This is a genomic window from Nitrobacter sp. MLSD-S21, from assembly GCF_058809865.1.
In genome coordinates, this window is record NZ_JBXASZ010000012.1 from 1 (window position 1) to 25126 (window position 25126).

At 57.3% G+C, this 25126-nt stretch carries 16 protein-coding genes; 11 read left to right on the top strand and 5 right to left on the bottom strand.

Annotation, left to right across the window (positions count from 1 at the left end):
• The 5 genes from AC1RT6_RS20405 to AC1RT6_RS20425 form a co-directional block, all read left to right on the top strand.
• Window positions 1-4380: amino acid adenylation domain-containing protein (locus AC1RT6_RS20405; protein WP_493029631.1), on the top strand; the 4380-nt coding region annotated here is incomplete at its 5' end.
• 8 nt (window positions 4381-4388) lie between these two features.
• On the top strand, window positions 4389-5390 hold the full coding sequence (locus tag AC1RT6_RS20410) for an alpha/beta hydrolase (protein WP_079447426.1): 1002 nt from the start codon (window positions 4389-4391) through the stop codon (window positions 5388-5390).
• Between the two features lie 125 nt (window positions 5391-5515).
• Window positions 5516-7216: a cyclic peptide export ABC transporter gene (locus AC1RT6_RS20415; protein ID WP_079447414.1), complete on the top strand. Its 1701-nt coding sequence runs from the start codon at window positions 5516-5518 to the stop codon at window positions 7214-7216.
• A gap of 202 nt (window positions 7217-7418) precedes the next feature.
• Entirely contained in the window at window positions 7419-8480 is a 1062-nt protein-coding gene (locus AC1RT6_RS20420) for a GNAT family N-acetyltransferase (protein ID WP_079447415.1), read from the top strand.
• 22 nt (window positions 8481-8502) lie between these two features.
• Window positions 8503-9807 (top strand): lysine N(6)-hydroxylase/L-ornithine N(5)-oxygenase family protein, encoded by a 1305-nt coding sequence (locus AC1RT6_RS20425; protein ID WP_493029632.1) that lies wholly within the window; start codon window positions 8503-8505, stop codon window positions 9805-9807.
• Window positions 9808-9961: 154 nt separating this feature from the next.
• On the opposite strand, the gene AC1RT6_RS20430 is transcribed toward AC1RT6_RS20425, so the two are convergent.
• The 3 genes from AC1RT6_RS20430 to AC1RT6_RS20440 all read right to left on the bottom strand — a co-directional run bounded on the left by AC1RT6_RS20430 (window position 9962) and on the right by AC1RT6_RS20440 (window position 13022).
• Window positions 9962-10594, bottom strand: coding sequence for a 4'-phosphopantetheinyl transferase family protein (locus AC1RT6_RS20430; RefSeq protein WP_079447417.1), 633 nt, complete (start codon window positions 10592-10594; stop codon window positions 9962-9964).
• Window positions 10595-11238: 644 nt separating this feature from the next.
• Window positions 11239-11763: a response regulator transcription factor gene (locus AC1RT6_RS20435; protein WP_472791435.1), complete on the bottom strand. Its 525-nt coding sequence runs from the start codon at window positions 11761-11763 to the stop codon at window positions 11239-11241.
• Between the two features lie 734 nt (window positions 11764-12497).
• Window positions 12498-13022 carry a hypothetical protein gene (locus AC1RT6_RS20440; RefSeq protein ID WP_079447419.1) on the bottom strand — a complete coding sequence of 175 codons (525 nt, stop codon included), beginning with the start codon at window positions 13020-13022 and terminating at the stop codon, window positions 12498-12500.
• Window positions 13023-13200: 178 nt separating this feature from the next.
• Between AC1RT6_RS20440 and AC1RT6_RS20445 the strand changes: the two genes are divergently transcribed.
• The 6 genes from AC1RT6_RS20445 to AC1RT6_RS20470 all read left to right on the top strand — a co-directional run bounded on the left by AC1RT6_RS20445 (window position 13201) and on the right by AC1RT6_RS20470 (window position 22006).
• The gene (locus AC1RT6_RS20445; RefSeq protein ID WP_472791436.1) at window positions 13201-13770 is read left to right on the top strand and encodes a hypothetical protein; all 570 of its coding nucleotides are present in this window, start codon (window positions 13201-13203) and stop codon (window positions 13768-13770) included.
• Window positions 13771-14044: 274 nt separating this feature from the next.
• Entirely contained in the window at window positions 14045-14977 is a 933-nt protein-coding gene (locus AC1RT6_RS20450; RefSeq protein ID WP_472791437.1) for a hypothetical protein, read from the top strand.
• 135 nt (window positions 14978-15112) lie between these two features.
• Window positions 15113-17023, top strand: a complete 1911-nt coding sequence (locus tag AC1RT6_RS20455) for a hypothetical protein (protein WP_493029633.1) — start codon at window positions 15113-15115, stop codon at window positions 17021-17023.
• 44 nt (window positions 17024-17067) lie between these two features.
• Window positions 17068-19050: a type I secretion system permease/ATPase gene (locus AC1RT6_RS20460; RefSeq protein WP_493029634.1), complete on the top strand. Its 1983-nt coding sequence runs from the start codon at window positions 17068-17070 to the stop codon at window positions 19048-19050.
• Between the two features lie 37 nt (window positions 19051-19087).
• Window positions 19088-20434, top strand: a complete 1347-nt coding sequence (locus tag AC1RT6_RS20465) for an HlyD family type I secretion periplasmic adaptor subunit (RefSeq protein WP_493029635.1) — start codon at window positions 19088-19090, stop codon at window positions 20432-20434.
• A 51-nt stretch (window positions 20435-20485) separates the two neighbouring features.
• Window positions 20486-22006, top strand: coding sequence for a GNAT family N-acetyltransferase (locus AC1RT6_RS20470; protein ID WP_472791441.1), 1521 nt, complete (start codon window positions 20486-20488; stop codon window positions 22004-22006).
• 198 nt (window positions 22007-22204) lie between these two features.
• On the opposite strand, the gene narH is transcribed toward AC1RT6_RS20470, so the two are convergent.
• Complete coding sequence (narH, locus tag AC1RT6_RS20475; protein ID WP_472791442.1) at window positions 22205-23746, bottom strand: nitrate reductase subunit beta; 1542 nt, start codon at window positions 23744-23746, stop codon at window positions 22205-22207.
• Between the two features lie 361 nt (window positions 23747-24107).
• Window positions 24108-24866: a hypothetical protein gene (locus AC1RT6_RS20480; protein WP_472791443.1), complete on the bottom strand. Its 759-nt coding sequence runs from the start codon at window positions 24864-24866 to the stop codon at window positions 24108-24110.
• Window positions 24867-25126 lie beyond the last annotated feature (260 nt).

Sequence of the window (25126 nt, forward strand, 5' to 3'; positions counted from 1 at the left end):
GACCGCAAGGCGCTGCCGGCGCCGGACCAGCTTGCGGCCTCGGCCGGGCACATCGCGCCGCGCACGCCGGCGGAAGCAGCCCTCGCGGCGATCTGGGCCGACCTGCTGCAACAGCCCACCATCGGCGTCACCGACAACTTCTTCGAGCTTGGCGGAGACTCCATCATCTCGCTGCAAATGGTCGGCCGCGCCCGCCAGGCAGGTCTGCTGATCGAGCCGCGCGATGTCTTCCGTCATCAGACGATCGAGGCGCTGGTGGCATTGTCTCGCGATGCCGATGCAGCCGACGATCGATTCGAACCGAAACACGATGTGCTCGTGGAGCTATCGGACGAACAGCTCGAACGGCTCGGTCTGGACCTGAGCCGCATCGAAGACGTCTACCCGCTGTCCCCGATGCAGCAGGGCATGTTGTTTCACAGTCTGCGCGATGCCGGCAGCGGCGTCTACGTCAATCAGATCAGCGTCGAGGTTAGCGGCCTCGACGCCGGCCGTTTGGGCCATGCATGGCATGAGGTGACCGCACGCCATCAGATACTTCGAACCGGTTTCCTGTGGCGCGAGCTGTCAGGCTCGCCCCTTCAGGTCGTCTATCACGACGCCATTGCCCCATTTGAACAGGAAGACTGGCGCGGTCAGGCGATCAGCGAGGAGCAGATCGCAGCGGCGCTTGCCGATGAACGCACCGCCGAGTTTGACCTTTCCGCGCCGCCACTGCAGCGCGTGCGGCTGTTGCGCCTTGATGACCATCGCTATCGGCTGATCTGGACCTATCATCACATTCTGATGGATGGCTGGAGTTCGGCCCGGTTCATTAGCGACGTACTGCAATGCTATTACGGCGCGGCGTCCGCAGCGAAGCCGGCGCGCTACCGCGACTATATCGCCTGGCTGCTAGCGCAAGATGCCAGCGCAGCGGAAAGATTCTGGCGCGAACAGCTCAAGGCGTTCGATGAGCCGACGCAACTCGCCGATGCCTTCGGCACGCGCCGCCATCCGGCATCCGGGCATGCGCGCTGCTATACGCGGCTCGAAGAGGCCGCGACCGCGAAGCTCAAGGCATTCGCTCGCCGTGAGCGGATCACGCTCAACACCATCGTTCAGGCCGTATGGGCGCTGCTGCTGCAACGTTACACCGGCCAGCGGACCGTAACGTTCGGCGTTACCGTTTCCGGCCGGCCAGCCAGCCTTGATGGATCGCAGCAGATGCTCGGGCTCTTTATCAATACGCTGCCCGTGATCGAAACGCCTTCGTTCGCCAGCAAGATTGGAGAATGGCTGCGCGCGATCCAGGATCGTAATTCGGATATCCGCAACTACGAGCATACGCCGCTTTACGACATCCAGGGCTGGGCCGGACGCTCCGGTCAGACGATGTTCGATAGCATTATCGTATTCGAGAATTATCCAATCGAGCGCAGTATGCGTCAAGGGGACGGCTCGCTGAAGTTCAGTGGTCTGAATAACGTCGACGTGACGAACTATCCGATGGACCTGTCGGTGCTCGTCGAGGACACACTTCAGATTGAATACACCTATATGCCGAGCCACTTTACGGCGATGCAGGCGGATCAGATCAGAGTGCAGTTCGAGCATCTACTTGGCGCGTTGACGCTGGATGCGTCGAAAATGCTTGCCAGCATCAATCCGGTTACCGCTATCGATGCAGCCCTTGCCGAAAGTTGCAATTTCCACGCGACGGCTGGCTCTATGCTGCCACCCGTGCATGAGGCGATTCATCGTTATGCGAAGCAACATCCGGAGCGAACGGCGCTGATTATCGGCGGCGCAGTGCTCTTATTCGGCGTGCTCGACGCAAAGGCTAATCGCCTTGCGCACCACCTGATCGCCCGCGGGCTAAGGCCCGAGCAGCGCGTCGGGGTCGTGGTCGAAAGGACCGAGACCACAATGATCGCGCTGCTCGCTGTCCTGAAAGCAGGCGGAGCCTATGTTCCGCTCGATCCGGAGCTTCCACCTGAGCGGCGCTCATTCGTCATGTGCGATGCCGGGGTCTCGTTCCTGCTGACGGGACAACTCGATGTTGAAGGCGGTCCGGATGAGATGGAAAGAATTTCCCTTCCCCTGTTTGATTTCGATTCGGGACCGGATCATGAGCCGCAACCGGAGTTGCATGCCGAGAATCTCGCTTACCTGATCTACACCTCAGGATCGACGGGGGTACCGAAGGGCGTCGCCGTCGCCCATGGACCACTCGCCATGCATTGCCACGTCACTGGCAATCTGTATGAGATCGATGAGAACTCGTGCGAGTTGCATTTCCTGTCTCTGGCCTTCGACGGCGCCCATGAACGCTGGCTGACGGTGCTGTCCCATGGCGCGCGGCTGGTGATGCGCGACGCTGAACTGTGGACGCCGGAACAGACGGTCGAAAACCTGCATGCGCATCACGTCAGCCATCTCGGATTGCCGCCGGCCTATTTGCAGCAGGTCGCAGAAGCGGTCGAGCAAACAGGCAACCCGCCGCCGGTCAAGCTCTACTCCTTCGGCGGCGAGGCAATGCCGAAGGAGGGCTTCGATAAAGTCAGGCGCATTTTGAAGCCGAAGATACTGATCAACGGTTACGGGCCGACGGAGACTGTCGTCACGCCGCTGGTCTGGAAAGTCGATGGCGCTGGCGAATGCGAAACGCCTTATGCGCCGATCGGTGTGCCGGTGGGTGATCGCCACGCCTACATTCTCGACAGCTCGCTCAACATCATCCCCGCAGGGGTCGCCGGAGAGCTTTATCTGGGCGGCTTTGGACTGGCGCGCGGTTATCACGGCAAGACCGGCATGACCGCCGAGCGATTTGTACCCGATCCATTTTCCGCGTTGCCCGGTGCCCGGTTGTACCGCACGGGAGATCTCGCGCGATGGCGCGAAGACGGCACCATCGAATATCTCGGCCGCAGCGACGACCAGGTCAAGATCAACGGCTTCCGGATCGAGCTTGGAGAAATCCAGACCACGCTGCTTCGCCATAAGGAGGTGAAGCAGGCGGCAGTGGTGGCGCTGCCGCGCGTGAAAGGCAATCAGCTCGTCGCCTATGTTGCGCCGAGGACGGTAAGGGATGCATCCGGAGATGCCGCCGATGCGCTGGCCGGAAGATTGACCGAGTTCCTGAAGCAGGTCTTGCCGACCTACATGGTGCCCGCGCGGATCATTGTGCTTGAGCGGCTACCCGTGTTGTCGAGCGGCAAGGTCGACCGGCGCGCGCTGCCGGCGCCCGATACGACAGCGCGAAGCTTCGTCGCTCCGCATGGGCCTGTCGAAACCGCGATGGCGCGCCTGTGGGCCGACGTCCTCAAGGTGCCGCATGTCGGCGTGACCGATAACTTCTTCGAACTCGGCGGAAATTCGATCCTTTGCCTCAAGATCGTGGCTCGACTCCGTCAAGACAAGACGTTCGGCATCGAGGTCAAACTACGTGATCTGCTGCAGAAGCCGACGATCCGCGCGCTGCTTGCCGATAGCAGCTCCGCGGTTTCGGCATCCGTGTCGGCGCCATCGGCGCTGCTGCCGTTGAACGCCGCGGTTCGCGGTGTTCAGCCCGTGTTCTGCGTGCATGGCGGGTTCGGCACCGTCTTCGATTATGGGGCGCTGGCGCGCCGTCTGGAGGGGCGCCGACAGGTGATCGGACTGCAGTCCAGAATGCTGGTCGACAGGGCGTGGCGCGAGCGTTCGCTTGACGCTATGGCCGCAGACTATGCGACGGAGATCAGGCAGGTACAGCCGCATGGTCCGTACAGTCTGATCGGATGGTCGCTCGGTGGCCTTGTCGCCGCCCTCGTTGCCGCTGAGCTGGAACGCTCCGGTGAGCAGGTCGATTATCTTGCTTTGGTCGATAGTTTCGTGGTGCGTCAGCAAGCTGAATTGAGCGGGGAAGCGGCTGTTCACTGGGCTGATGAACTCGCAGGACTACTGTCGGCCGTGCTTCCGCGAACAGCGGTCTCTCACATCAACAAGCGTATCGAAATAGCCAAAAACGCGAGCCGGCCGGAAACCTCCGAGAACATCAGAGATCTGGTCGCACAGATTATGGCAGAGTCCAGCGGACTATCGGGCGGCGAGCTGTTGCTCGGTGAAGACGACCTCGCGAGCGCATTCTCTGTTGGGCGCTGCCTGAAAACTCTGACGCACAATGCTTTGCCTCCTCGCCGCCTCACGGCTACGCCACTGTGCTGGTGGACATCGAGCCGGTTGACACAGCGCGATCGGCTGAAAACACAACTGCCCAACGCCGCCGATCGTGGAGTCGCCGGAGATGACCATTTTGCTATCCTTAAGAATGAGCGCCTGCTGGACGAACTTTGTATGCTGCTAGCGCCCCAGGCGGCATCAACCGCGTTACCGGATCCAATCCCCGAACCAGCCGAATGAGCGCTGTCATGAATCTTCATCCGGACATCGAGGCGCTGCTCGAGATGGTACAGGCAGGCACCGAAAGTGGCGCGCGCACTCCATTTCCGCAACTGACGGCCGTGCAGGCGCGGGCCGATTTCGACGCATCCTCGCCGCTGCTCGATGTCGATCCGCCGGCGCTGGCTTGCGAGCGTCATCTTTCGCTGCCGATGCGTGACGGCGCGATGATCGGCGCGCGGCTCTATGCACAGGAGGAGCCGAACAGCCGCAGTCCGCTTCCTGTCCTTCTCTATATGCATGGTGGCGGCTTCGTCGTCGGAAGCCTCGATTCGCATCAGCCGCTGTGCCGCGGTCTTGCAGAAGACAGCGGCGCGACAGTGCTGTCGATCGATTATCGACTTGCCCCCGAGCACAAGTTTCCAACCGCCTTCGAGGATGCCGTTGATGCGCTGGCCTGGATCGGTCGCGAGGGTCCAGCGGCTGGACTGGATCCGGGCCGCGTGGCCGTCGGTGGCGACAGCGCCGGCGGAACGCTTGCCGCAGCGCTCGCCATTGAAGCAAAAAAAAATAGGAGCCTGCCGCGGCCGGTGCTGCAGGTTCTTGCCTATCCGGGGTTAAGTCCCCGGCAAACGTCTGAATCGTACGAGAGGTATGGTTCCGGCTACCTGCTGGAACGCAGCACTGTCGATTGGTTTTTTCGACAGTACCTGTGTAACGATAGTGACCGCGAGGATTGGCGTTTTGCGCCGCTTGCCGCACCCGATTTCGCAGGGCTGGCTCCGGCGTTTCTCTTGCTTGCCGAATTTGATCCCCTGGTAGACGAGGGACGCCATTACGCGGCAAAGCTCAGCGCCGCCGGTGTTCCCGTCGATCTCCGGATATATCGGGGAATGATTCATGAATTTCTCCGCATGGGAAACGTCGTGGCGGATGCTCTTCAGGCGCGAGCAGAGATCGGGCAGGCGCTGGCCTCTGCTTTTCGTATTGCAGCGAATGAGCGGCCTGATGTGGAAATGCTGCGCGAATGACGAGCATCGTTCACAATTTAGAATCCGTAGAAACTGCTGCGAAGTAAGCTCTGAAAGGATGGTCGTGCCATCATGTATTCGCATCATACCGGTTCGCTAAAGCTTTACTCCAGCGCGCGAAACTCATGAAGCATCTACGAAACGGCCTGACGGCACAAATCCTGTACCTGCTGCGTCCCTACTGGCCGATTGTACTTGGGGGCGTCGTCCTCGGCCTTGTGGGTGGCGGAAGCGTTGCGGGATTGCTCGCGGTCGTCAATCAGGGGCTCTATGCAACACAAGCCGATGTTGCAACGCTTGTCATCGCGTTTACGGCTCTGTGTCTCTTGATCCTGGTGGGTTCTATCGGCGCAGACATCAGCGCAAATTACGTTGGGCAGCGGATCATTGCTGGCCTTCGCAGCTCGCTTGCCGCAAAAATTTTAGCCGCTCCGATCGACCAGATCGAGATTTACCGGACGCACCGGCTGATCCCGGTACTGACGCACGACGTCGATACGATCAGCGATTTTGCTTTCTTCTTTTCGTCCTTCTTCGTGTCGCTCGTGATTACGCTGGGCTGCATGGTTTACCTGGCCGCATTATCCTGGCCTCTTTTTCTGATTACGGGAGCTGTCATTATCCTCGGCTCTCTGGCGCATGGGTACGCAAGGACGCGAGGTGTTCATGGGTTCGGTGTCGCCCGCGACGCCGAAGATCAGCTTCACAAGCACTATCGCGCAATAGCTGAAGGGGCAAAGGAATTGCGGTTGAACCGCATCCGCCGTCAGCGCGTCTATGCCGATCAGATTCAGCGTACCGTTGACATGATCTGCAGGGTGCAGATCAAATCGATAAATCTTTTCGTGACCGCGCGATCGCTGGGCACGATGCTGTTTTTTGTCGTGATCGGCGTGGCGCTGACGCTGCGTCCCTTCCTCTGGCCCGATAGCCCTGCCGCGGTGTCCAGCGGCTTTGTTTTGGTGCTGCTCTACATGCGTGGCCCCATTGATCAGGTCATCGGTATTCTGCCGGCGCTCAGCCGGGCTCAGGTTGCGATACGCCGTATCGCCGAGCTTTCGGAGCAGTTCTCGACGCCTGAACACGATCTGCTGACTGCCCGTCCCGTCGGGCAACGGACGGACGCGATTGAATCAATCGATCTTCGGAAAGTAACGTATGCCTTTCGTGGTGTGCCGGGCAGAACTCCCTTTGTTCTTGGCCCGGTTGATCTGCATATCAGACGGGGGGATATCGTTTTCATCGTGGGCGAAAACGGAAGCGGAAAAACGACGCTCATAAAGCTGCTTCTTGGGCTCTACGCCCCGCACGGCGGCATGGTGCTTCGTGACGGCGTGACCGTGTCGACCGAGACGCGAGACGATTATCGTCAACTCTTTACGACCATTTTCTCTGACTATTACCTGTTTGAGGACCTCATACAGGGCGACAACGTGGTTCCTGATATCGCGGAGCGATACCTGGAACGACTGGAAGTCGCGCACAAAGTTTCGGTTGAGAATGGCGCCTTTACGACAACTGATTTATCGACCGGGCAACGCAAGCGACTGGCTCTGATGAACGCGTGGCTCGAAGAACGGCCCGTCCTGGTATTTGATGAGTGGGCCGCGGATCAGGATCCGACCTTCCGGCATATCTTTTACACCGAGCTCCTGCCGGACCTGAAGCGTATTGGAAAGACTATCATCGTTATCTCACATGATGATCGCTATTTTGGAATGGCGGATCATCTCGTGCGGTTGCGAGAGGGAAAAATCGTCGCGAGCGAGGAGAAGCTTCACGACACGATCAAGGCTCCCTCAGTTCCAACCAACGCATCGCTTTAGAACATTCAGATTTGCGACGTACACAAGACAATCATAAGTCAATAAGTGTGCGTGTTCTGGGCGGATTGGCGGCGCTCAATCCCGATTTGAAACAAGGTGTCGGACTTTGTAGGGAATCTAATTGAGGTACGATAGCATTCCTTGTCATCTGATACGGGAGTGATTTACATCGCGGTAGCAATGATAAGATGCGAGGGGCCGGATGAACAAGGCTTCACAATCCGGAGGCGGACCTTGCACGTTCCTGGTCGGCCAGAATTCTGCGCTAACTGTTTTGCAGGCAGATGATCGTCTTCGTGTCATTTCTGACGACGTGACTGTGCTGGAGTTGCGGCTCGAACGAGAAGTCGATCATCTCCATGTGTTATATGCGTCGGACGATCAAAAGCTCACGACGCGAGCAATGTCGGCCTCTGCCGAGGCGCTTTTTGCGTGGCGACCCAGTCTTGATCGACTAGTGTTGGATGTTGCGGGTCAGGATTCGATGGCGCGAGACCTGATCACCAATGGTGTTGCGATCATCGCGAAGGATCGACTCGTTCTGGTTCCTGAGATGGTGATGCAGAGGCGAGACAACTGGCTTGTTGACCCCGAGCGACCGCCACTGCCTCAGCTCCATGTCATGACGGACGGAAAATGGCATCCGCACCGCGCTCCAAAGCCAACCGGAAAGGTATACAGCCGTTTCATTCCATGGCTTTCGCAGGCTATCTCGTTTCAGGTCGCTGACATCGACAACGATCTTCACTTGTTGCACCGCTGGATGAATGATCCGCGGGTTGATGCGTTCTGGAACGAGGCTGGTGATCTAGAGAAGCACCGTTGTTATCTGACGGACAAGCTGGCCGATCCACACATGCTACCTGTTATTGGCTGCTTCGGCGATGAGCCGTTCGGCTATTTCGAAATTTACTGGGCCAAGGAAAATCGTATCGCGCCGTTCTATGACGCCGACGACTATGACCGCGGCTGGCATGTCGTCGTCGGCAATGATGCTTTTCGCGGACGCCGCTATATCAGCGCGTGGCTGCCCTCGCTGCTGCACTACATGTTTCTCGACGATTGCCGCACGCAGCGTATCGTAGGTGAGCCGGCAGCCGCGCATTCTCAGCAAATCCGAAATCTCGAACGATCGGGATTTGCGAAGATCAAGAATTTCGATTTTCCCCATAAGCGCGCGACATTGGTTATGTTGCTGCGCGAGCGCTTCTTTGGCGACCGGCTCTGGCTTCCGGCGTCCGACAGTCCGGTAGTCAGTTCCTAAGCTACGAGCGGGAGTGCGGCTCATGTCCCATCAATTTGCAATCGAACATGACGTCATCGGCGTCGGATTCGGACCGTCCAATCTTGCGCTTGCGATTGCTCTGGACGAGTGCGCGAGGCGGTCACGCCTGAAGTTCACGCCTATGTTTGTGGAAAGGCAACCGCATTTCACCTGGCATGGCGGAATGTTGTTGCCGGGCAGCGACATGCAGATCTCGTTTCTCAAGGATCTTGTTTCGTTACGCGATCCGACCAGTCCCTTTACCTTTGTGAACTATCTGCACAAGACGGGCCGTCTGCTGGATTTCATCAACTGCCGGACGTTCTATCCAAGCCGATTGGAGTTTAACGAATATCTCAGATGGGTGGCCGCCAGGTTCAAGTCTCAGACTGCTTATGGAGAAACGATAGTCGCAGTCGAACCCGTGACAGCCGGTCAAACGGTGACATCCCTGCGGGTTTATTCACGGACGCTCGCCGGCGGAGAGACGATCCGCCTCACAAAGAACCTCGTGGTCGCGGTTGGAGGCAAGCCGTATATCCCGGAGGTGTTTGCCAAGGTCGCTGATGATCCCAGGTTGATTCATTCCAGCCGTTACCTCGATCGGATCGAGCATGTCGGCCTGAGTGGTCGAGCAACGAGGGTGGCCGTTGTTGGCGGAGGACAGAGCGCGACCGAGGTTACGCTCGACCTTCATAGCCGATTTCCGCACGCCCGCATCGATTTGATCTTCCGTGGTCACGCCTTGAAGCCCTCCGACAGCAGTCCGTTTGTCAATGAAATCTTTAATCCGAGTTTTACCGATTTCATCTACGGGCAGCCTTGCGAGAGACGAGAGGCGATCGTTCGTAATTTCCGGAACACAAACTATGCGGTCGTTGATTCCGATCTGCTCGATCAGCTATATCGGTTGCTCTACCAGCAGCGCGTCAGCGGCGATATCAAGGTCGCCTTGCATCCGCGTAGCGAGATCGTGAATATAGATGCAGATTCCTCGGGAATCGAAATCGGTCTAGTCGACAAATTCGAAGGCGGAAGCCATCGCTCGACCTACGATGCAGTCATCCTGGCAACCGGATACGACAGGGAAACGCCCCACGCATTTCTCGGATCGATCCGCCGCTACGTTCGAGACGACGTGCTGGATCGTCACTACAAGTTCGTCACCAGCCCCGCATTCCGGCCGCAAATTCATCTTCAGGGATACGCTGAAGCTTCCCATGGCCTCAGCGATACCTTGCTTTCGGTTCTTGCCACGCGTTCGCAAGAGATCGCTGAGTCGTTGCTTTCCACAGTCTCCCAGCGTGAGCTCGTCGCTTCCGCTTAAGCTCCTTGTTCATCAGGCGCCAAGCAAAGGCAGCGCAGGAACCACGTATTCTTTCCTCTGCGACAGGGAACACGATTATCTCTTCCGGCGATGCTGTTGCTCGCTCTTGAAACGAGCCGGAAGGGCGGGGACCTGACGGCCGGGTGAGAACGCGTCAGGGTGTCTCATTGAGGGGCGTGTTAAGCGGAGCGATCACGCGCCACTCCTCAGTGGGCCCAAGTGCAGCCGGCGCGGAGAGCACGGTAGGAGATGAACCCGCGTCGACGATTAACGTGTTAGGCGAAATGGTAAAGCCAACCCCTGCAGCTTTGAGAACTGACTCTTTGATCGTCCAGTAGCGTAGAAAAAGGCGAGACTGAAGTGCATCCGGAGTTTTCGCCAATATCTGCCGTTCTTCCGACGCGAGGACGATCTCACTCATCTCGTTCATATCTCGAATGTCTCGCAGTGGCTCAATGTCTACCCCGACCGGCATATATGCCGCTGCAACAGCTACGGCGCCTCTCGCGTGGCTCATACTGAAATCAAGATGGGCGGGAGCATTCACGAGTACTGGTTTACCAAGCTCAGATCGCCCGAATCGCAACTTGTCGGCTTCGCGTTCCGCAATGGCACTGAGCAGAAGCCGTGTGCCAGCATGCGCAGCGAGATAGCTCATCCGATCCTCGGCGTGAATAAAACGCGTCAGGTGACCGGATTCCTCGTCGTCGAGAATCGACTTGGCATGGTCGATGCTGGGTGTCCCACGATCAGCGAAGGCGCCTCGAGCGTGATCCGTTGCTCCCATCCAAAGAACGATCTCACTGGCATTACGAAGCGCGGTAAGCTCTCGAAGGCAGGGACCGGGCAAGGAACGAACGCAGAGCGGATTGCGCGAGGCTTCGCATTTGACAGCGATCGACCAGGCAAGTGTTTTTCCCGCAAGCCCTATTGAGATTGAACTTGCAAAGGGGATCGTCGCTTCCTTCACCGTCTCTGCTCATTTTTGATTGTCGGTTGGCCAGCGAGGCTTTGATCGGAACGTGAATTAGCCGCCGCCTGATGCGACAGCAAGGTCGGTGCGAAACGGTGCGCAGTTGTAACCGATCATGAGCGCCATGGCCGCGCATAGATCGCGTCTTTGAGATATGTTTTTATGCATAGAGCCAATGCCCCGCAGCCGGGGGCGAAGCGCTTAGGGACGCCCGTGTCCACGACTTCAATGAAGATCGGGATTTCCCCCTACTTTCACTCTGCATTGCTATGAAAAGCGCGCCGTCAATTTGCAACGGTTTGTTCGAAGATTTGTACGGTTTGTCACTTATCCAAAAACAAATAGTCTGCCGCGTTGCGGGACTCGAGGCTGTTCCGCGAATACCGCACGCCGGCAAACATAGATAGAGTTTCAAGGTAATCTATCGGATATCAAACCAAGGAGCTTGAATCATCCGATCAATCAGGTCGATCGTGTTCCAACTTGTCAAACAAGTTGCTCACCATCATCGCGACCTCTGTCCGGTTCCGAGCCTTCAGCTTGCGCATGATATGCCGGATATGGACCTTCACGGTGCTTTCGCACATTCCAAGCTCGTATGCGATCTGCTTGTTCGCCCTGCCACGGCGCAATGCCTCGATCACCATGATCTGGCGCGCGGTGAAAAGCTGGCTTTCATCCTGACCCTGAAAAGACGACATCGCGCTGATCGGCACGAATGTGCCACCCGCTTCCACCAGCCGCACCGCTTCCACTGCGATACCAAGGGTCATGCTCGTTGGAATATAGCCGCGCGCACCGCTCTCGATCGCGCGCTTGATCCGTGAGCCGTCCTCGACATCGGACACGATGATCAATGGCGCGTCCATGGCGACGCGCGCGAGGCTCTCGACGTCGTCGGCATCATTTAACGACTTTTTTTGACCGCTCTGATTGCAGAGGAGGATGACAGAGGGGGCGGGAAGATCATCCTCTACCTTCATCCAGTCTGACAAAGTTGCGAACGAAAAAACCGCGTGACTGACAAATTTGGCTTGCAAACAATGCAACAAGCAATCGCGAACAAATGCTCTATCATCAATAATGATAATTGCGTTCCGGGCACGCTTCGTCTTGGTATCGAATGAATCTTTCGTTCCGTTGACGACTTGTGCGCTCTTGCCCTCGTGATCGCGGGCCGCAGCGTGCGCTGTAGGAACCGGGGAGGCTCCGGCTGCGAGAGCTTTTGGACGAGCCTGCCAAGGCCGATCCATATTAACTGTAATCTTAACTGTAATCGCGTTTTGCAGGTGCGCCTGCATGTGTCGGCCCATTGGAGGCGAGGCCCCGCAGGAGGCGCTGCCGACATTCAACTGCGGTCGAAGATCGAAACGAGGACGTGGATAAGCTGTTCGAGCCGGGTCGGATAACTTGTGAACTATCTTATCCTTCGGAGCGAAATGACTGGAAGAATAAATGCTTTCAAAACAACGACTTTCATTTGCGCTCATAGGTACTCCTACCAATCAGTCTTGAACGCTGTAACGGACAGGTCGGTCCACCCCAAACCCGTCGAAACCTTTCCGCCTCCAGCCTCCTTTTATTGCAATAATTTCAAACCCTAATTCAGAGTGTCCCTATCTGAACCTCGCCAACTCTAATTCAATTTTATCGGTCGGACCATAGCATTCTCATTACGAGACCGTGACAAGTCTGGTTCCTCACGACACTTTCAGGGTCATTTTGCCAAGGGAAGCCCGGCAATGTAGGCGTCGAAAGCGTCGGCCCAGTTGCCCGTGGCAGGGCTCAATGACGTGCTGATGTTGCGGCCATCAGAAGCATCCATCTCCAACGGAATGTCCGTGACCTGCCACGGTTCATAGCCGATCGAAGCGACGGCTGGGCCGCATAGACGTGTGGCCACCATCATCGCGCTGTAGCTTCCATGCTGGAATTCCCGTGGATGTGTATTGCTCAGCGTCAACGCGTCTTCTCCGATCATATCGGCGTCCATGCCCGTGATCGCTCCCCAGGCTTGCGATTGAACGAGGCTCAGGTCGTCGTCCTGCAAGTCACGACATCCGATTCGGGCGACGATGGTAATGAGCGTCAGCATGAATCCGACGAGATAAGGATCGCGCCACACGATATCGGGAATCCCGTTCAGAGCAGCGCGACTTCGTTCAACCAGCGGACCGATCGTCGTCACTGCTGCCCGACGTCCTCTCCTGACCGCCGCCATAGCAACCGCCCAGCGCAGCATTCTGGTCTCCCGATTCTCCCGACCCTTCCGAGCGGTGGAGGCTTGTCTTCCTTCCCATCCTACGAGACGATGGCCCCGCAGGACAGAGCGCTTATCGCTTTACCGCCGTCGTTGATTAACGTCCTCGGCGCCATTTGACGTCGCGGGCGAAGAGCCTGCTTTAAGTGCGATGGCCGAAATGACCGCCAACCACCTTCCTCAGAAACCCGATTTCGCCGCGCTTGAGGCGGCAGCGCCGGAATCCGCGGATCGCCGGACCACCATCCTGTCTCTGATTGGAGGCCTGGTCTTCAACTGGTCCAACAACGAAAGCCTGTTTATCTATGTTCTCATGCTGCTTCTGAAAGCTGATCAGGCTACGGCTGCTATCGTGTTTGCGACACTGAATACCACCCGGGCAAGGCTCGATCTCATCCAGCGGCTGGCGCGAATCAGGATCACGGACAAAGCGCTTAGCAAGGAACTCGATCGCCTGATCGACCGCTTCAACGAAGGCACCCACATCCGCAACGAACTCAATCACTGCATGTATACGGTGGACAATACCACCGGCGCGATACTGCATACGCAATCCATGCGCCTGGTCCAGACCAGCAGCACGCTTCGTTTCGGTGAAATCAAGCCGATGGATGAAGCCCGCATTCGTGAGATGTCGGACGCGGTGCGGGAAATGGCGCGAATAAACCGGGAAATCTGGGATTTCATGCCGCGGCTCGAAGCCCATTTGCAAAGCGGCGGCCGATCTTAGGTCAATCACGGCGGTCAAAATGACCTGAAAGCCGTAGGCGGCTACTCCTTTTGACTTATCACACCCTCTCCTCAAGGCGATTGGAAATCTCCGTAAGGCTAACTAGCCGTTGGAAGGCCATTGAGCGAGCTTCGTCGTGCGAAATCGGCATCCGCGCTGATCTCGCCGCCGGCAGAACCGGCGCAACAATTAGCATCGCTTTTCGACAAGGCCGCTGACGTAGAAGATTGGCGCGCTTTAGTTGCGACGATGCTCCTTCGATTAGGAGTATATCATGGGAAGTCGCGGTAATAACAACAACCACGGCGGTAACAACAACGGTGGTTATGGCGACGACGACAACGATCCGACGCAGAGCCAGGGTCAGGCGCAGGGCAATCTGCAAGCCAATCTGCAGGGTCAGCTTCAGGGCCAGGCCAATCTGCAGGGTCAGGGTCAGGGTCAGGGTCAGGGTCAGGAGCAGGGTCAGTCCCAGCTCGCCAACCAGACCGCTGTTCAGGGTCTCTATTCCGAGAGTGGTAACCTGAATTGGAACGGCAACGGTAACGAGAGCGATAACAAGAACGACAACTCGAACGACAACTCGAACGAGAACAGCCTCGACAACAAGCTCGACAACGGCGTTGACAACAAGCTCGACAATTCCGTCGACAACAAGCTCGACAATTCCGTCGACAACAGCCTCGACAACAAGATCGAGAACAACGTCGAGAACAACGTCGAGACCAAGGTCGATGTTGCCGTCAATGTTGACCTGGACCTGGATGCCAGCAGCTTCGCCAATCCGATCATTGATCTGAGCGGGATCAGCGGCATCGAACAGTCGTTGATCATGCCCGATGTGGTCAACCAGACGTTGAACGGCGGCGGAAACCAGTTCAATATCGACCAGGTCAATAACCTGGTGGATAACGATCACCTCAACAATCCGAACGTGACCTTTAACGGTGGTGAAGGTGGGTATGACTGCGGCGATCCGCTCAGTGGTGGCGGGTTCGATATGGATGCGCATGTCACTGGTGCTACGGCTTCAATCGATGGTGCGCTCGGCAACCTCGATCACGCCAGCACCGGGCTCAGCGCTGATACTGTGGTAGATCAGTCGGCCTTCAATCAGACCATCACAATGGGTGCCAACATCCAGTTCAACAGCCAGACGATCACCGCTGGTCAAGACTTCCAGGATGATCATTCATCCATAAGCTAATAGACCTTCAGCCTGCGCGGCAATCGCCGCGCAGGCTTTTTTTGCCAACTAATCAATACTGCTCCGAAATTCTGAGACTGCAATGGGCGCTCGCGGAATGGGGACGTTTTGCGTGCCTAAAAGCAGGAGGCTCCTATGGTGCCCGGCGGTATAACCGAAATCATCTGGCATTTCGCAGGCTATCTAAAAATTTTCGACGACATCGCTCGCTTCCGCGAGCCGCCCGATGACGGATCTTATCGTCCCCATACCGAGGATTATACGACGCATCGGCCTCATTTTGAGTTCACGCCGATCGACGATGAGATGGTTACCCGGCCTACTCCCATGCAGAATCCCCTGCCACTCGGGGGAGGAGGGGGTTACGCGCCGCATTTGCCTACTCATCCCACGCCAGACATTGGTCCCGAAAAATTTGGTCCAATGCACTCGCCCAATTTTCTGACGCCGATGCATGCGGGTGCAGGCGGCGCCGGCGGCGGGGTCAATATTATCAAAGCCACCTATCAGGATGGCGGTACGCAGAGCGACGTCCAGACGCATCAACTCAACTATATGCATGACAATGATTCGTTGATCGGAACGCACGACGCGAACCTTCTGTTCTCGTTGAGCGCGGCCGCCGATCATGCGATCTCCCAAATGATCGCCGGAGCGGACGCGGCCGTTCCGACCGAATGGCATGCTCCACAAAATACGGCCGCCCTTCCGGCTTTCGTCGCAGCGCACGATCAGGCCTGGGCCGATCGCGGCGGCACGCCTGACGCGCACTCAATCGGACCCGGCTATTATGTGAACGGCGAACTACAGGACAGGCCGCCGGAGGTTCCCGCTTCCGATCCTGCTCCGGCGCCTGACCTCGGCAAGGGTTTGGGCCAGTGGGCGCTCGACGGTGGAAATACCGCTAGCAACGGCGCCTATATCGTCGATCTGACCGATTCTGCGCGAACGATGGTGGTGGCGGGCGACTACTTCAAGACCAATGTGATCATCCAGACCAATTCGTACATGGACAATGACCATGTGACGGTCAGTGGCACCGGAGCCAACGTCGAGACCGGCGGCAACCAGGCTACCAATATCGCCGACTTTATCGAGCGCCCCGGCGTCTATGAATCGGTGCCGGAATACTATGCCGGCCCGAACTGGTCCGTCGATGTCGTGCAGGGCGATTATTATAACATTCGAGCGTTGATCCAGACCAATTATTTGTCTGACAACGACGTCACGATGCAGAACAGCTCAAGCACCCACTATGAAATTCATGCGGGCCAGAATGAGCTCGGCAACTTTGTGCTGCTCAACGATGGGGAGTTCAATTACGACCTGATCATCGTCGGCGGCAGCTATCACGGCATGAACTTGATCTACCAGAATAACGTTCTCTACAACAACGATACGGTGAAGATCACTGGCGACGGCGTCGATACGAACCAGACGGTTTCCACGGGCGGGAATGAACTCACCAACAACGCAACGATCTCGAGCTACGGCGGCACCAACACTCTCGCGTGGAATGCGGGTCTGGATGATCTTATCCAAAATGTTTCGGGTGGTGTGACAGAGCTCGTCCCTTCGTTCGGACAACTGATTGCCGGCAATGGCGGCACGTTCAACGTTCTTTATATTACAGGCGACTACTACGATGTGAACGCGATCTGGCAGACAAACATCGTCTCGGACGCGAACCTGGCGATTCAAATTCAGGGATCGCCATCGCCCATCACGGCCGGTTACTACGGCGACGGCATGGCTACCCAAAATGTTGCAACGGGCGGCAACGTGCTCAGCAACGACGCCGTGATTGTCGACGTTGGAAACACCAACATCCATGTCGGCGGACAAGTCTACGGCGATTCCATTTTGATCCAGGCGAATCTCGTGGAGCAAAATTCGGATAACGTGACTAACGCGGATCCTCAGGCTCTTGTGCCCGAGGTGATCGCCTTCATCGGGTCGGACGAAACGACAATTAACCCAGATCAACAACAACACGCGCCTGCGCCGATTCCGCACGACGACCCTATGGCCAACGTCCTCCACTAATCGTAGACAAAGTATCGTAACTGTCGGTTGAGGAGAGCGGCAAAATGAGTCTGGGTGACAACCGAGTCACGTCCAATCCGCTCGCCAGCTTAGACGAGCAAACCGAATCTGGTATTCGGTCAGACCTCGAATCGCCCGTTAAGTCTCCAGAAGCGCTTGATGTACAAACGGAGACTGCGCCGACGTCTGTCGTGCCGGATGGCAAGGTAGCCGAGCCGCCTTTGGCGCCGGCGAGCGGCGGGGGAAATGATAACGGCAAGGGAATTGTCAACGGCGGCGGCGGCAGCAATCCACAACTGCAAAAGCGCTCAGGCAGCAACGAATTCCGCGATGTTCTCGGTAAGGGGCTGGCCGCCGCACGACGCAACCTTATCACTGTGGGAATCTTCTCGCTTGTTGTAAACCTTCTTGTTCTTTCGATTCCCATTTATCTTTTCAATATGTCGGACCGCGTGCTGACCAGCCGAAGCGTCGACACGCTGATCATGCTGTCATCGATCGTTATTCTGGCGATCGGTGCTCATGTCGTGATGGACATGATACGCCGTTTTATCCTGATGAGGATTGCCGTCGAAACCGAAGCGCGGTTGGGCGGCCCCGTCCTGAGCGCCGCGGCGAAGGCGGCACAAAGCGGTTCAAGCCGGGAATTTCAAACCCTCGCGGACTTGCAGCATTTGCGCCATTTTATCACCGGTTCGGTTCTGCTGACGATCTTCGATGCGCCGGTGACGCCCGCTTACCTCGCCGTCGTCTTTCTGATCAGTCCGCAACTTGGGTTGATCGTGCTCGCCTCGAGCGCTGCGCTGGTCGGGGTCGCGCTCATCAACCAGCGTGTGACGGCGGTACCTTTTATGCGCGCAAATGCGTTTGGGACCCGTGCAAATCTACAGGCCGAAGCGATGGCGCGCAACGCCCAGGTCATCAATGCAATGGGCATGATTCCGGAAGGTGTCGAGGTTTGGGGAAAGGAAACCGTTGAATCGCTTAAGGCGCAGGTTGCCGGCCATGATCTCAACATCATCATGACTGGCGTTTCAAAGTTCCTGCGTCTGGGCACTCAGATCGCCATACTTGGCTGGGGCGCCTATCTCGCGCTCGAAAGCGAGCTGACCGGAGGTATGATTATCGCTGCATCGATCGTCGCCAGCCGCGCTCTGGCGCCATTGGAAGGTACGATCGAAGGATGGCGTCAATTTATACAAGCTCGCTCGGCCTACACTCGCATCAAGAGTTTGCTCCAGAGTTCACCACTCAACCTCGATCGTTTGCGGTTGCCACGCCCGGAGGGCCGTCTCAGTGTCGAGCGTATCCTCTACGTCCCCCCGCCCAATAAGAAGGTCATTCTCAACGGCATCAGCTTTCAGCTCGAACCAGGCGAGTCTTTGGCGATCGTAGGGCCTTCCGGAACCGGAAAGACCATGCTGGCGCGAATGTTGGTCGGCTCGATTATTCCGACCGCGGGGAATGTCCGCCTCGATATGATGGACCTGCGCAATTGGGATCCGCGCCAGTTTGGCGAGAGCGTCGGTTATCTGCCGCAGGAGGTCCAATTGTTTCCGGCGTCGATCAAGGCGAATATCGCGCGAATGCGCGCCGACGCGGTCGATGAAGATATCTTCGATGCGGCTGAAACGGCAGACGTTCATGAAATGATATCGGAGATGGCCCAAGGCTACGAAACCGTGATCGGCATGGATGGCAGCCCGTTGTCGGGCGGGCAGCGGCAGCGGATCGGCCTTGCGCGCGCCTTCTACGGCAATCCTCGGTTGATTGTACTGGACGAGCCAAACGCAAACCTGGATGCGAACGGCGAACGCGCGTTGGCAAAAGCGTTAATGCGCGCCAAGGAGAAGCGGATGACGGTGGTGACCATCACGCAACGGCCGGCACTGCTACAGAGCGTCGACAAAATTATGATTTTGGCGAACGGCTCCGTGCAGGCGTTCGGAGCGCGTGATGAAGTGATTCCGATGGTGACGGGCCGCAAAAAGAGCGCTTCGGCTGCGCCAATGCTCGACGCATCATGATCATGGGGCGCACAGACATGAGCCTGGAGAAGCGGTCATGAGCATGACAACGGTAGGTGATCAGCCTTCTTGGCACGTCGATCTGCCGCGTTCGACGCGTGGCCTCACCATAGCAGGAATGGCGGTCATTGCAGCGGCGGTCATGGGATTCGGTGTCTGGGGCAATACGGCGCCGATCGCGGGTGCTGTCGTGGCGTCCGGCGTGTTCGTGGCTACTGGCCAGAATAAGATCGTTCAACATCTTGAAGGCGGCATGATCGACGAGATCAAGGTCCGTGAAGGTGATATCGTGGAACCCGGCCAGATCCTTGTTGAACTGGACCGGACCTCGGCAAAAACTGAGATGCAGCGACTTTTTCTTCGCAACGCGCGGCTCACGGCTGTTGATGCGCGCTTGCAGGCACAGGTCCGCGAGGAACCGGAAGTTCACTTTCCGCCTGAGTTGGCTGCTGATTCAACGGATCCGCAAATACGCAACATCGTCAGCTCCCAGATTCTCGCCTTCACTGCTCAGCGCAACAATACGAACAGCGACGTTGCCGGAATTGAGGACAGCATCAAGGCTCTGAACGAGCGTATCGCGGGATCCAAGGTTCAACTCGACGGCGTGCGGCGGCAGATCGCCCTCGTCGAAGAGGATATAAAGACCAAGGAACATCTTTTGGCTGCCGGGCTCGTGCGCAAGCCTGACGTTCTTCTTTTGCAACGCAATCAGGCCAATCTCGAAGGCGAGGTCGGCCGCATCATGGGTGAGATCGGAGACGCCAAGGAGCGGATATCCCGCTCGGTGGAGCAGATCAACGGCGTAAGGAAGACTGTTATTAAGACTGCAGTCGAGCAGATGCACGAGGTGCGCGGTGAACTGGTCGACGTCCGCGAACGGATGCAGAGCGCAAAGGGCGTATTGGACCGGACCACGATCCGCGCGCCGGTCAAGGGCGTCGTGGTCAAGTTGCGCTTTCATACGCGCGGCGGTGTGGTAGAGCCCGGCAAGCCCATCATGGAGCTGTTGCCGCTCAATGAGCCATTGATCATCGAAGCCAGAGTGAGACCGCAGGATATCGACTCCGTCAAGCATGGCCAGGATGCGATGGTTCGGCTGACAGCGCTCAGCCAGAGGGTCACGCCGATGGTTTCGGGACAGGTTATCTATCTCTCCGCCGATACCGTCGCCGATGAGAAAAAATCACTCCAGACCGGGCCGACCGATATCTATGTGATTCGGGTGCGGCTCAATATGGCCGAAGTCGCTGCGATTCACGGTTTCCATCCGACGCCAGGCATGCCGGCGGAAGTTTTCGTCAAGACGACCGAACGAACATTCTTCCAGTACATTATGAAGCCCATCGATGACAGCATGTCACGGGCGTTTCGCGAGCGGTAGGGGAGCAAAGTAGCGCTGGAAGAACAGCACGAGGACGTAAAGAGGGTTGAGATGTATATCGACGTCATTGAGGACATGGATGCTTTCAGCCAGTTGAGAGAAAACTGGGGCGAGGTCTATGATGCCGATCCTCATGCGACCCTTTATCTGTCCTGGAACTGGCTTTTTCCATGGCTGGAAAATCTCAATACGCCATGGGTTGTCCTTGCGGCCAAGGAATCTGGATCAGCCTCTCGCTATGTAGCTTTTTTTCCGCTTCGGCTTGATACGAGAATCGACGGCACAGGGCGTCTGTTCAACGATCTTAGAATGGCTGGTAGCCACGCCGCAGACTACACTGGGCTTATTTCGATTCCCGAGTCCGAGGCCGATGCGATTACTGCGTTTGCGCAGCAAATCAAGCGTATGAACTGGGCCGATCTTGTTCTCGATAATTTCTGCGGTTCGGATGTTCGGTTCAGCAAACTCGTTTCCTGCTTCTCTCAATCAAAGTTCACAATCAGTCAGACGGATCGCGTCAACAAGACCGATCAGGTCGACAACTCGATTTGTCCATATGTGGACTTGCCGGAAGATTGGGACGCGTATCTTGAAACCATCAGCTCCAACACGCGGCAGAAGTTGCGCCGCTTGTTGCGTGCGGTCGATGCCAATAGCGAATATCGCATTACTCACGCGACCAAGGAAACGGTGGCGACCGACCTGAATACGCTTCTTCGTTTTTGGGAAAGCAAATGGCGACCCAGAAAAGGCAAGCTTACGGATAGTCTTGTCCGTGGGCATCGTGGCATGCTTTCGCGCAGCTTTGAACGCGGGTTACTCTTGCTGCCTACGCTTTGGCTTGGCGATCGTCCCCTTGCCGCTCTCGCGATCCTGATGGACGAGCAGAAAAAATCGCTTTTGTTTTACATAACGGGACGAGACGAAAGTTTTGCGGGTCCGCAGCCCGGACTTATCCTGCACGGCCATAGCATTCGCTATGCCATTTCCCGTGGAATGAAGCGTTACGATTTTCTTCGTGGAAACGAACGCTACAAATATTCATTCGGCGTCAAGGAGCAACGGCTTCATTGCTACGTTGTCGCGACGCGAAGCGGCTCCAATCTGGGCGGGAGACTTGATGTGCGGACTCTCCCGGACGCGTTGAAGAAAGCGACAGATCTTCATCAAGAAGGCAAGATCGATCAAGCAACACGTGCATATCGTCAGATTCTGGAGACCGATCCGCGAAACGAAAACACGCTCCATCGTTACGGTCAGCTTCTTGCAGGCAAGAGTGATCACGTAGCAGCAAAACGTGTGTTCAAGCTTCTTACCCGGATGAGAACTGATACCTACAAGCCGTGGCTTTTGCTTGGGCAATCCTGCGAAGCCATGGGTCAGTACCTCGACGCCGCCAATGCGTATCGTGAGGTGATTCGGCTACAACCGGGCGTACCGGATATTTTCAGCAAGCTGGCGAACGTCTTGTTCAAGGCTGGACGTATTGAAGACGCGCGCAAAGCACTCATAACCAGTTACGGAGTCGGTGTTGCAGGCGGTGAGGGTGATGCGTCGTTCAGAGTTCACTGACTCATGGTGTATGATATCCACCTGTGTGCCGATGGACGCTACTGCGCGAACAAACCATCACGTGCGTTCACACACGCTCAACAGAAATCATAAGCAAGATCATAAACAGTGCACGTGCTGTGCCTGGGCGACTTCCGCGAGACGGGTCCGACTGCATAACCCGGAACCGTCTCGCGCCTTGCCGTGCGGGAAGAGGGCCTATGGTCCTCTTGCCGGATCGGTGTGGAAGCCGACGCCGACCGCGCCCTTGCGGATCGGATAGTTGTGAGAGACCGGGTCGAGCTGCGGGAACAGAGCATCAACCGCCGTCTCACGCTCCATCGGCGGAACCACGAAGCGCTCCTCGAAGGTCGGCATCGACGTGAGCCGCCAGATCGCTTCGACCTCAGCCGCGGTGGTCTTGCCTTCGGCCAGTGCTCGCTGCACCTCCTCGTCCGGAATGTCCTTGACCTTCCGCGAACGCATGTAGACGCGCACCGCCACCAGCTTCTTGTAGACGCCGCGGATGATGTCCTCGTTGCCGCCCGCCAGCAAGCTCGCCATGTAGCGAAGCGGAATACGTGAGCGTTCCAGCGAGCTCATCAACGGTCCCAGCCGTGATTCACTAGCAATGTTGTCGTACACGCCGTTCTCCACCTTGGCCAGAACCGGCCCCAGCGGCGGCACATAGAACAACATCGGCAGCGTGCGGAACTCCGGATGCAGCGGGAGCGCGATGCCCCACTTCTTGACGAACTGGAAGACCGGAGACTTCTGCGCCGCCTCGATCTTCGAATCCGGAATCCCGTTCGCTCTCGCGGCCGCGATGATCTCCGGATCAAACGGATCCTTGATGATGTTGCGCTGCGCCATCACCAGCTGATCCTGCGGCGACTTGGCCGTCTCCTCGATCGCGTCCGCATCGTAAAGCACGAGGCCGATATACCGGATGCGTCCCACGCAGGAGTGGAAGCACGCCGGCGGCTGGCCGCTCTCAAGGCGCGGATAGCACAGGATGCACTTCTCGGCCTTGCCGGTCGACCAGTTGAAGTAGGTCTTCTTGTACGGGCAACCCGAGACGCACATGCGCCAGGCACGGCAGCGCTCCTGGCTCACCAGCACCACGCCGTCCTCGCCGCGCTTGTAGAGCGCACCCTGCGGGCACGCCGCCACGCAGCCCGGATTGAGGCAGTGATTGCAGATGCGCGGCAGATAGAAGAACACCGTGCTGTTGATCTCGTTGATCTGACGCATTTCCTCATCGGAGGCGCCGTCGAAGTTCGGATCGTTGTTCGCATAGACCTGCGAGCCGCCGAGGTCGTCGTCCCAGTTCGGACCGGCCTCAATGGTGTCCATGTACTTGCCCGTCACCATCGAGATGGCGCGCGCGGTCGGCTGCTCGTCGGCCAAGGGCGCGTTGATCAGGTTCTGGTAGTCGTAGGTCCAGGGCTCGAAATAATCGTCGAGCGTCGGCAGGTAGGGGTTGTAGAAGATGTTGCTCAGCGTTCCCCACTTGCCCTGCAGCCGCAGCCGCAGGCTCTTCTGCCTCTGACCGTCGACGACCCAGCCGCCGCGATACTTGGTCTGGTCTTCCCAACGTGTCGGGTAACCCGTACCCGGCTTGGTCTCCACGTTGTTCCAGTACATGTACTCAGTGCCCTTGCGATCGGTCCAGATGTTCTTGCACGCGATGCTGCAGGTGTGGCAACCGATGCACTTGTCCAGGTGAAAGACCATCGAAACTTGAGCTCGGATGTCCATGTGTATACTCCTTCGTTCCCTATGGCTCGTTCTTATCGCTCCCCCATGGTTATCGTTTGTGCTTACGGCTTGGATCGTGCTTGTGGTTTTTGTTCCGTGCTTGCGTGTTTCTCGTCTTCGCTACGGCTAATGCGAAACTCCTAGTGAGGCACATTTCGCCGCGAGATGCACCTCTATTCCCGTTATGGCCAGCGGGGCGACGGGTTTGCTCTTGCGTTGTTGTTGCCACGCGACCGACGATCGCTTCGCTGCGGTCCCCTGCAATTCCTTGCTGCATGAATATCTTCGGGTCGCAGGCTCACCACGAAGACTTCGTCCGCGCCTCAGTCCGGCTTCTTGACGCGGACTAAGCAGAAGACAGCTAAGCCGCAGACTTAACTTTGGTCTTCATATCCGACATCGGATTTGCGAGCTTCTGCGGTAACGCCACCACGGGCATGCTGCTATGGAGGCCTGCGTCAGGCAATTCCGCCTCAAGATCAGGCTTACGAGCAGTCGCACGCCGGAGTGCTTGCGCCAACACAAGCTGGAGGCTGGTTGCCGTGCTGCGGAAAGCGTCCCACAATGTCGCCACGCCCTGGTTCGGCACCAGGATCGACGCCACTCCAAACTCCCGCGGCACCCGGTTCAAAACCAGACGTGTCACATGCGAAGGGACAACAGATCCAGCGTGAGCATGTTCATGGTCGTTGTCGCTGCGCGGCGAGACGGCCGGCAGTTGTAGGACCGTCGCGGTTTGACCGGCTATCAGTCGGTCGATCTTTACGACCTGCCCGTTGGGGAATTCCAGGGCGTCATGTTGAACGTACGGATCATCTAGGTCGACCTGTCGAAAGCTGGCGACCTTATAGTTCACGCGGACCTTGCCAAAAATTCTCACGCCCAAAACTTTAGGACTGAAAGCGCGATCATGTTCGACGGCAGCGTCAAAGGCGAGTTCCGTTCCCGGAAGTAGGCAGACCGCTACCTGAGGTGCGTCGTCGTGAACAACAAGCTTGGTTCCGAGTTCGCCAACGGCAGCAAAGCCACGCGCCTTTGATCGCGCAAGCTCCATTGTAACCAGTTTGTCAGCTACCTGAGCAGGCCGCGATGAGACGTGATGCAGGCTGTAATCGCACATGAAAGGCTCCTCAAATTCGCATCACACATTTGCGGCCTTAACACCAACGACACATTATAGTTCCTGTAGTTTCTCGCGCAGTTGCCATCAATGCCAATCAATTTTCCGGCATGGACCTAATCGATCCTAGGACGATGCGGATTGAAAGCGGAACGGGATTCTGCGGTCGGATACCGTGCGGACGAACACCATCACTGGTGAACCGACCGCGGGCCATGTTGCAGCGCGCTTGTAGCGAACCGTACAGATCGTCCGGACGC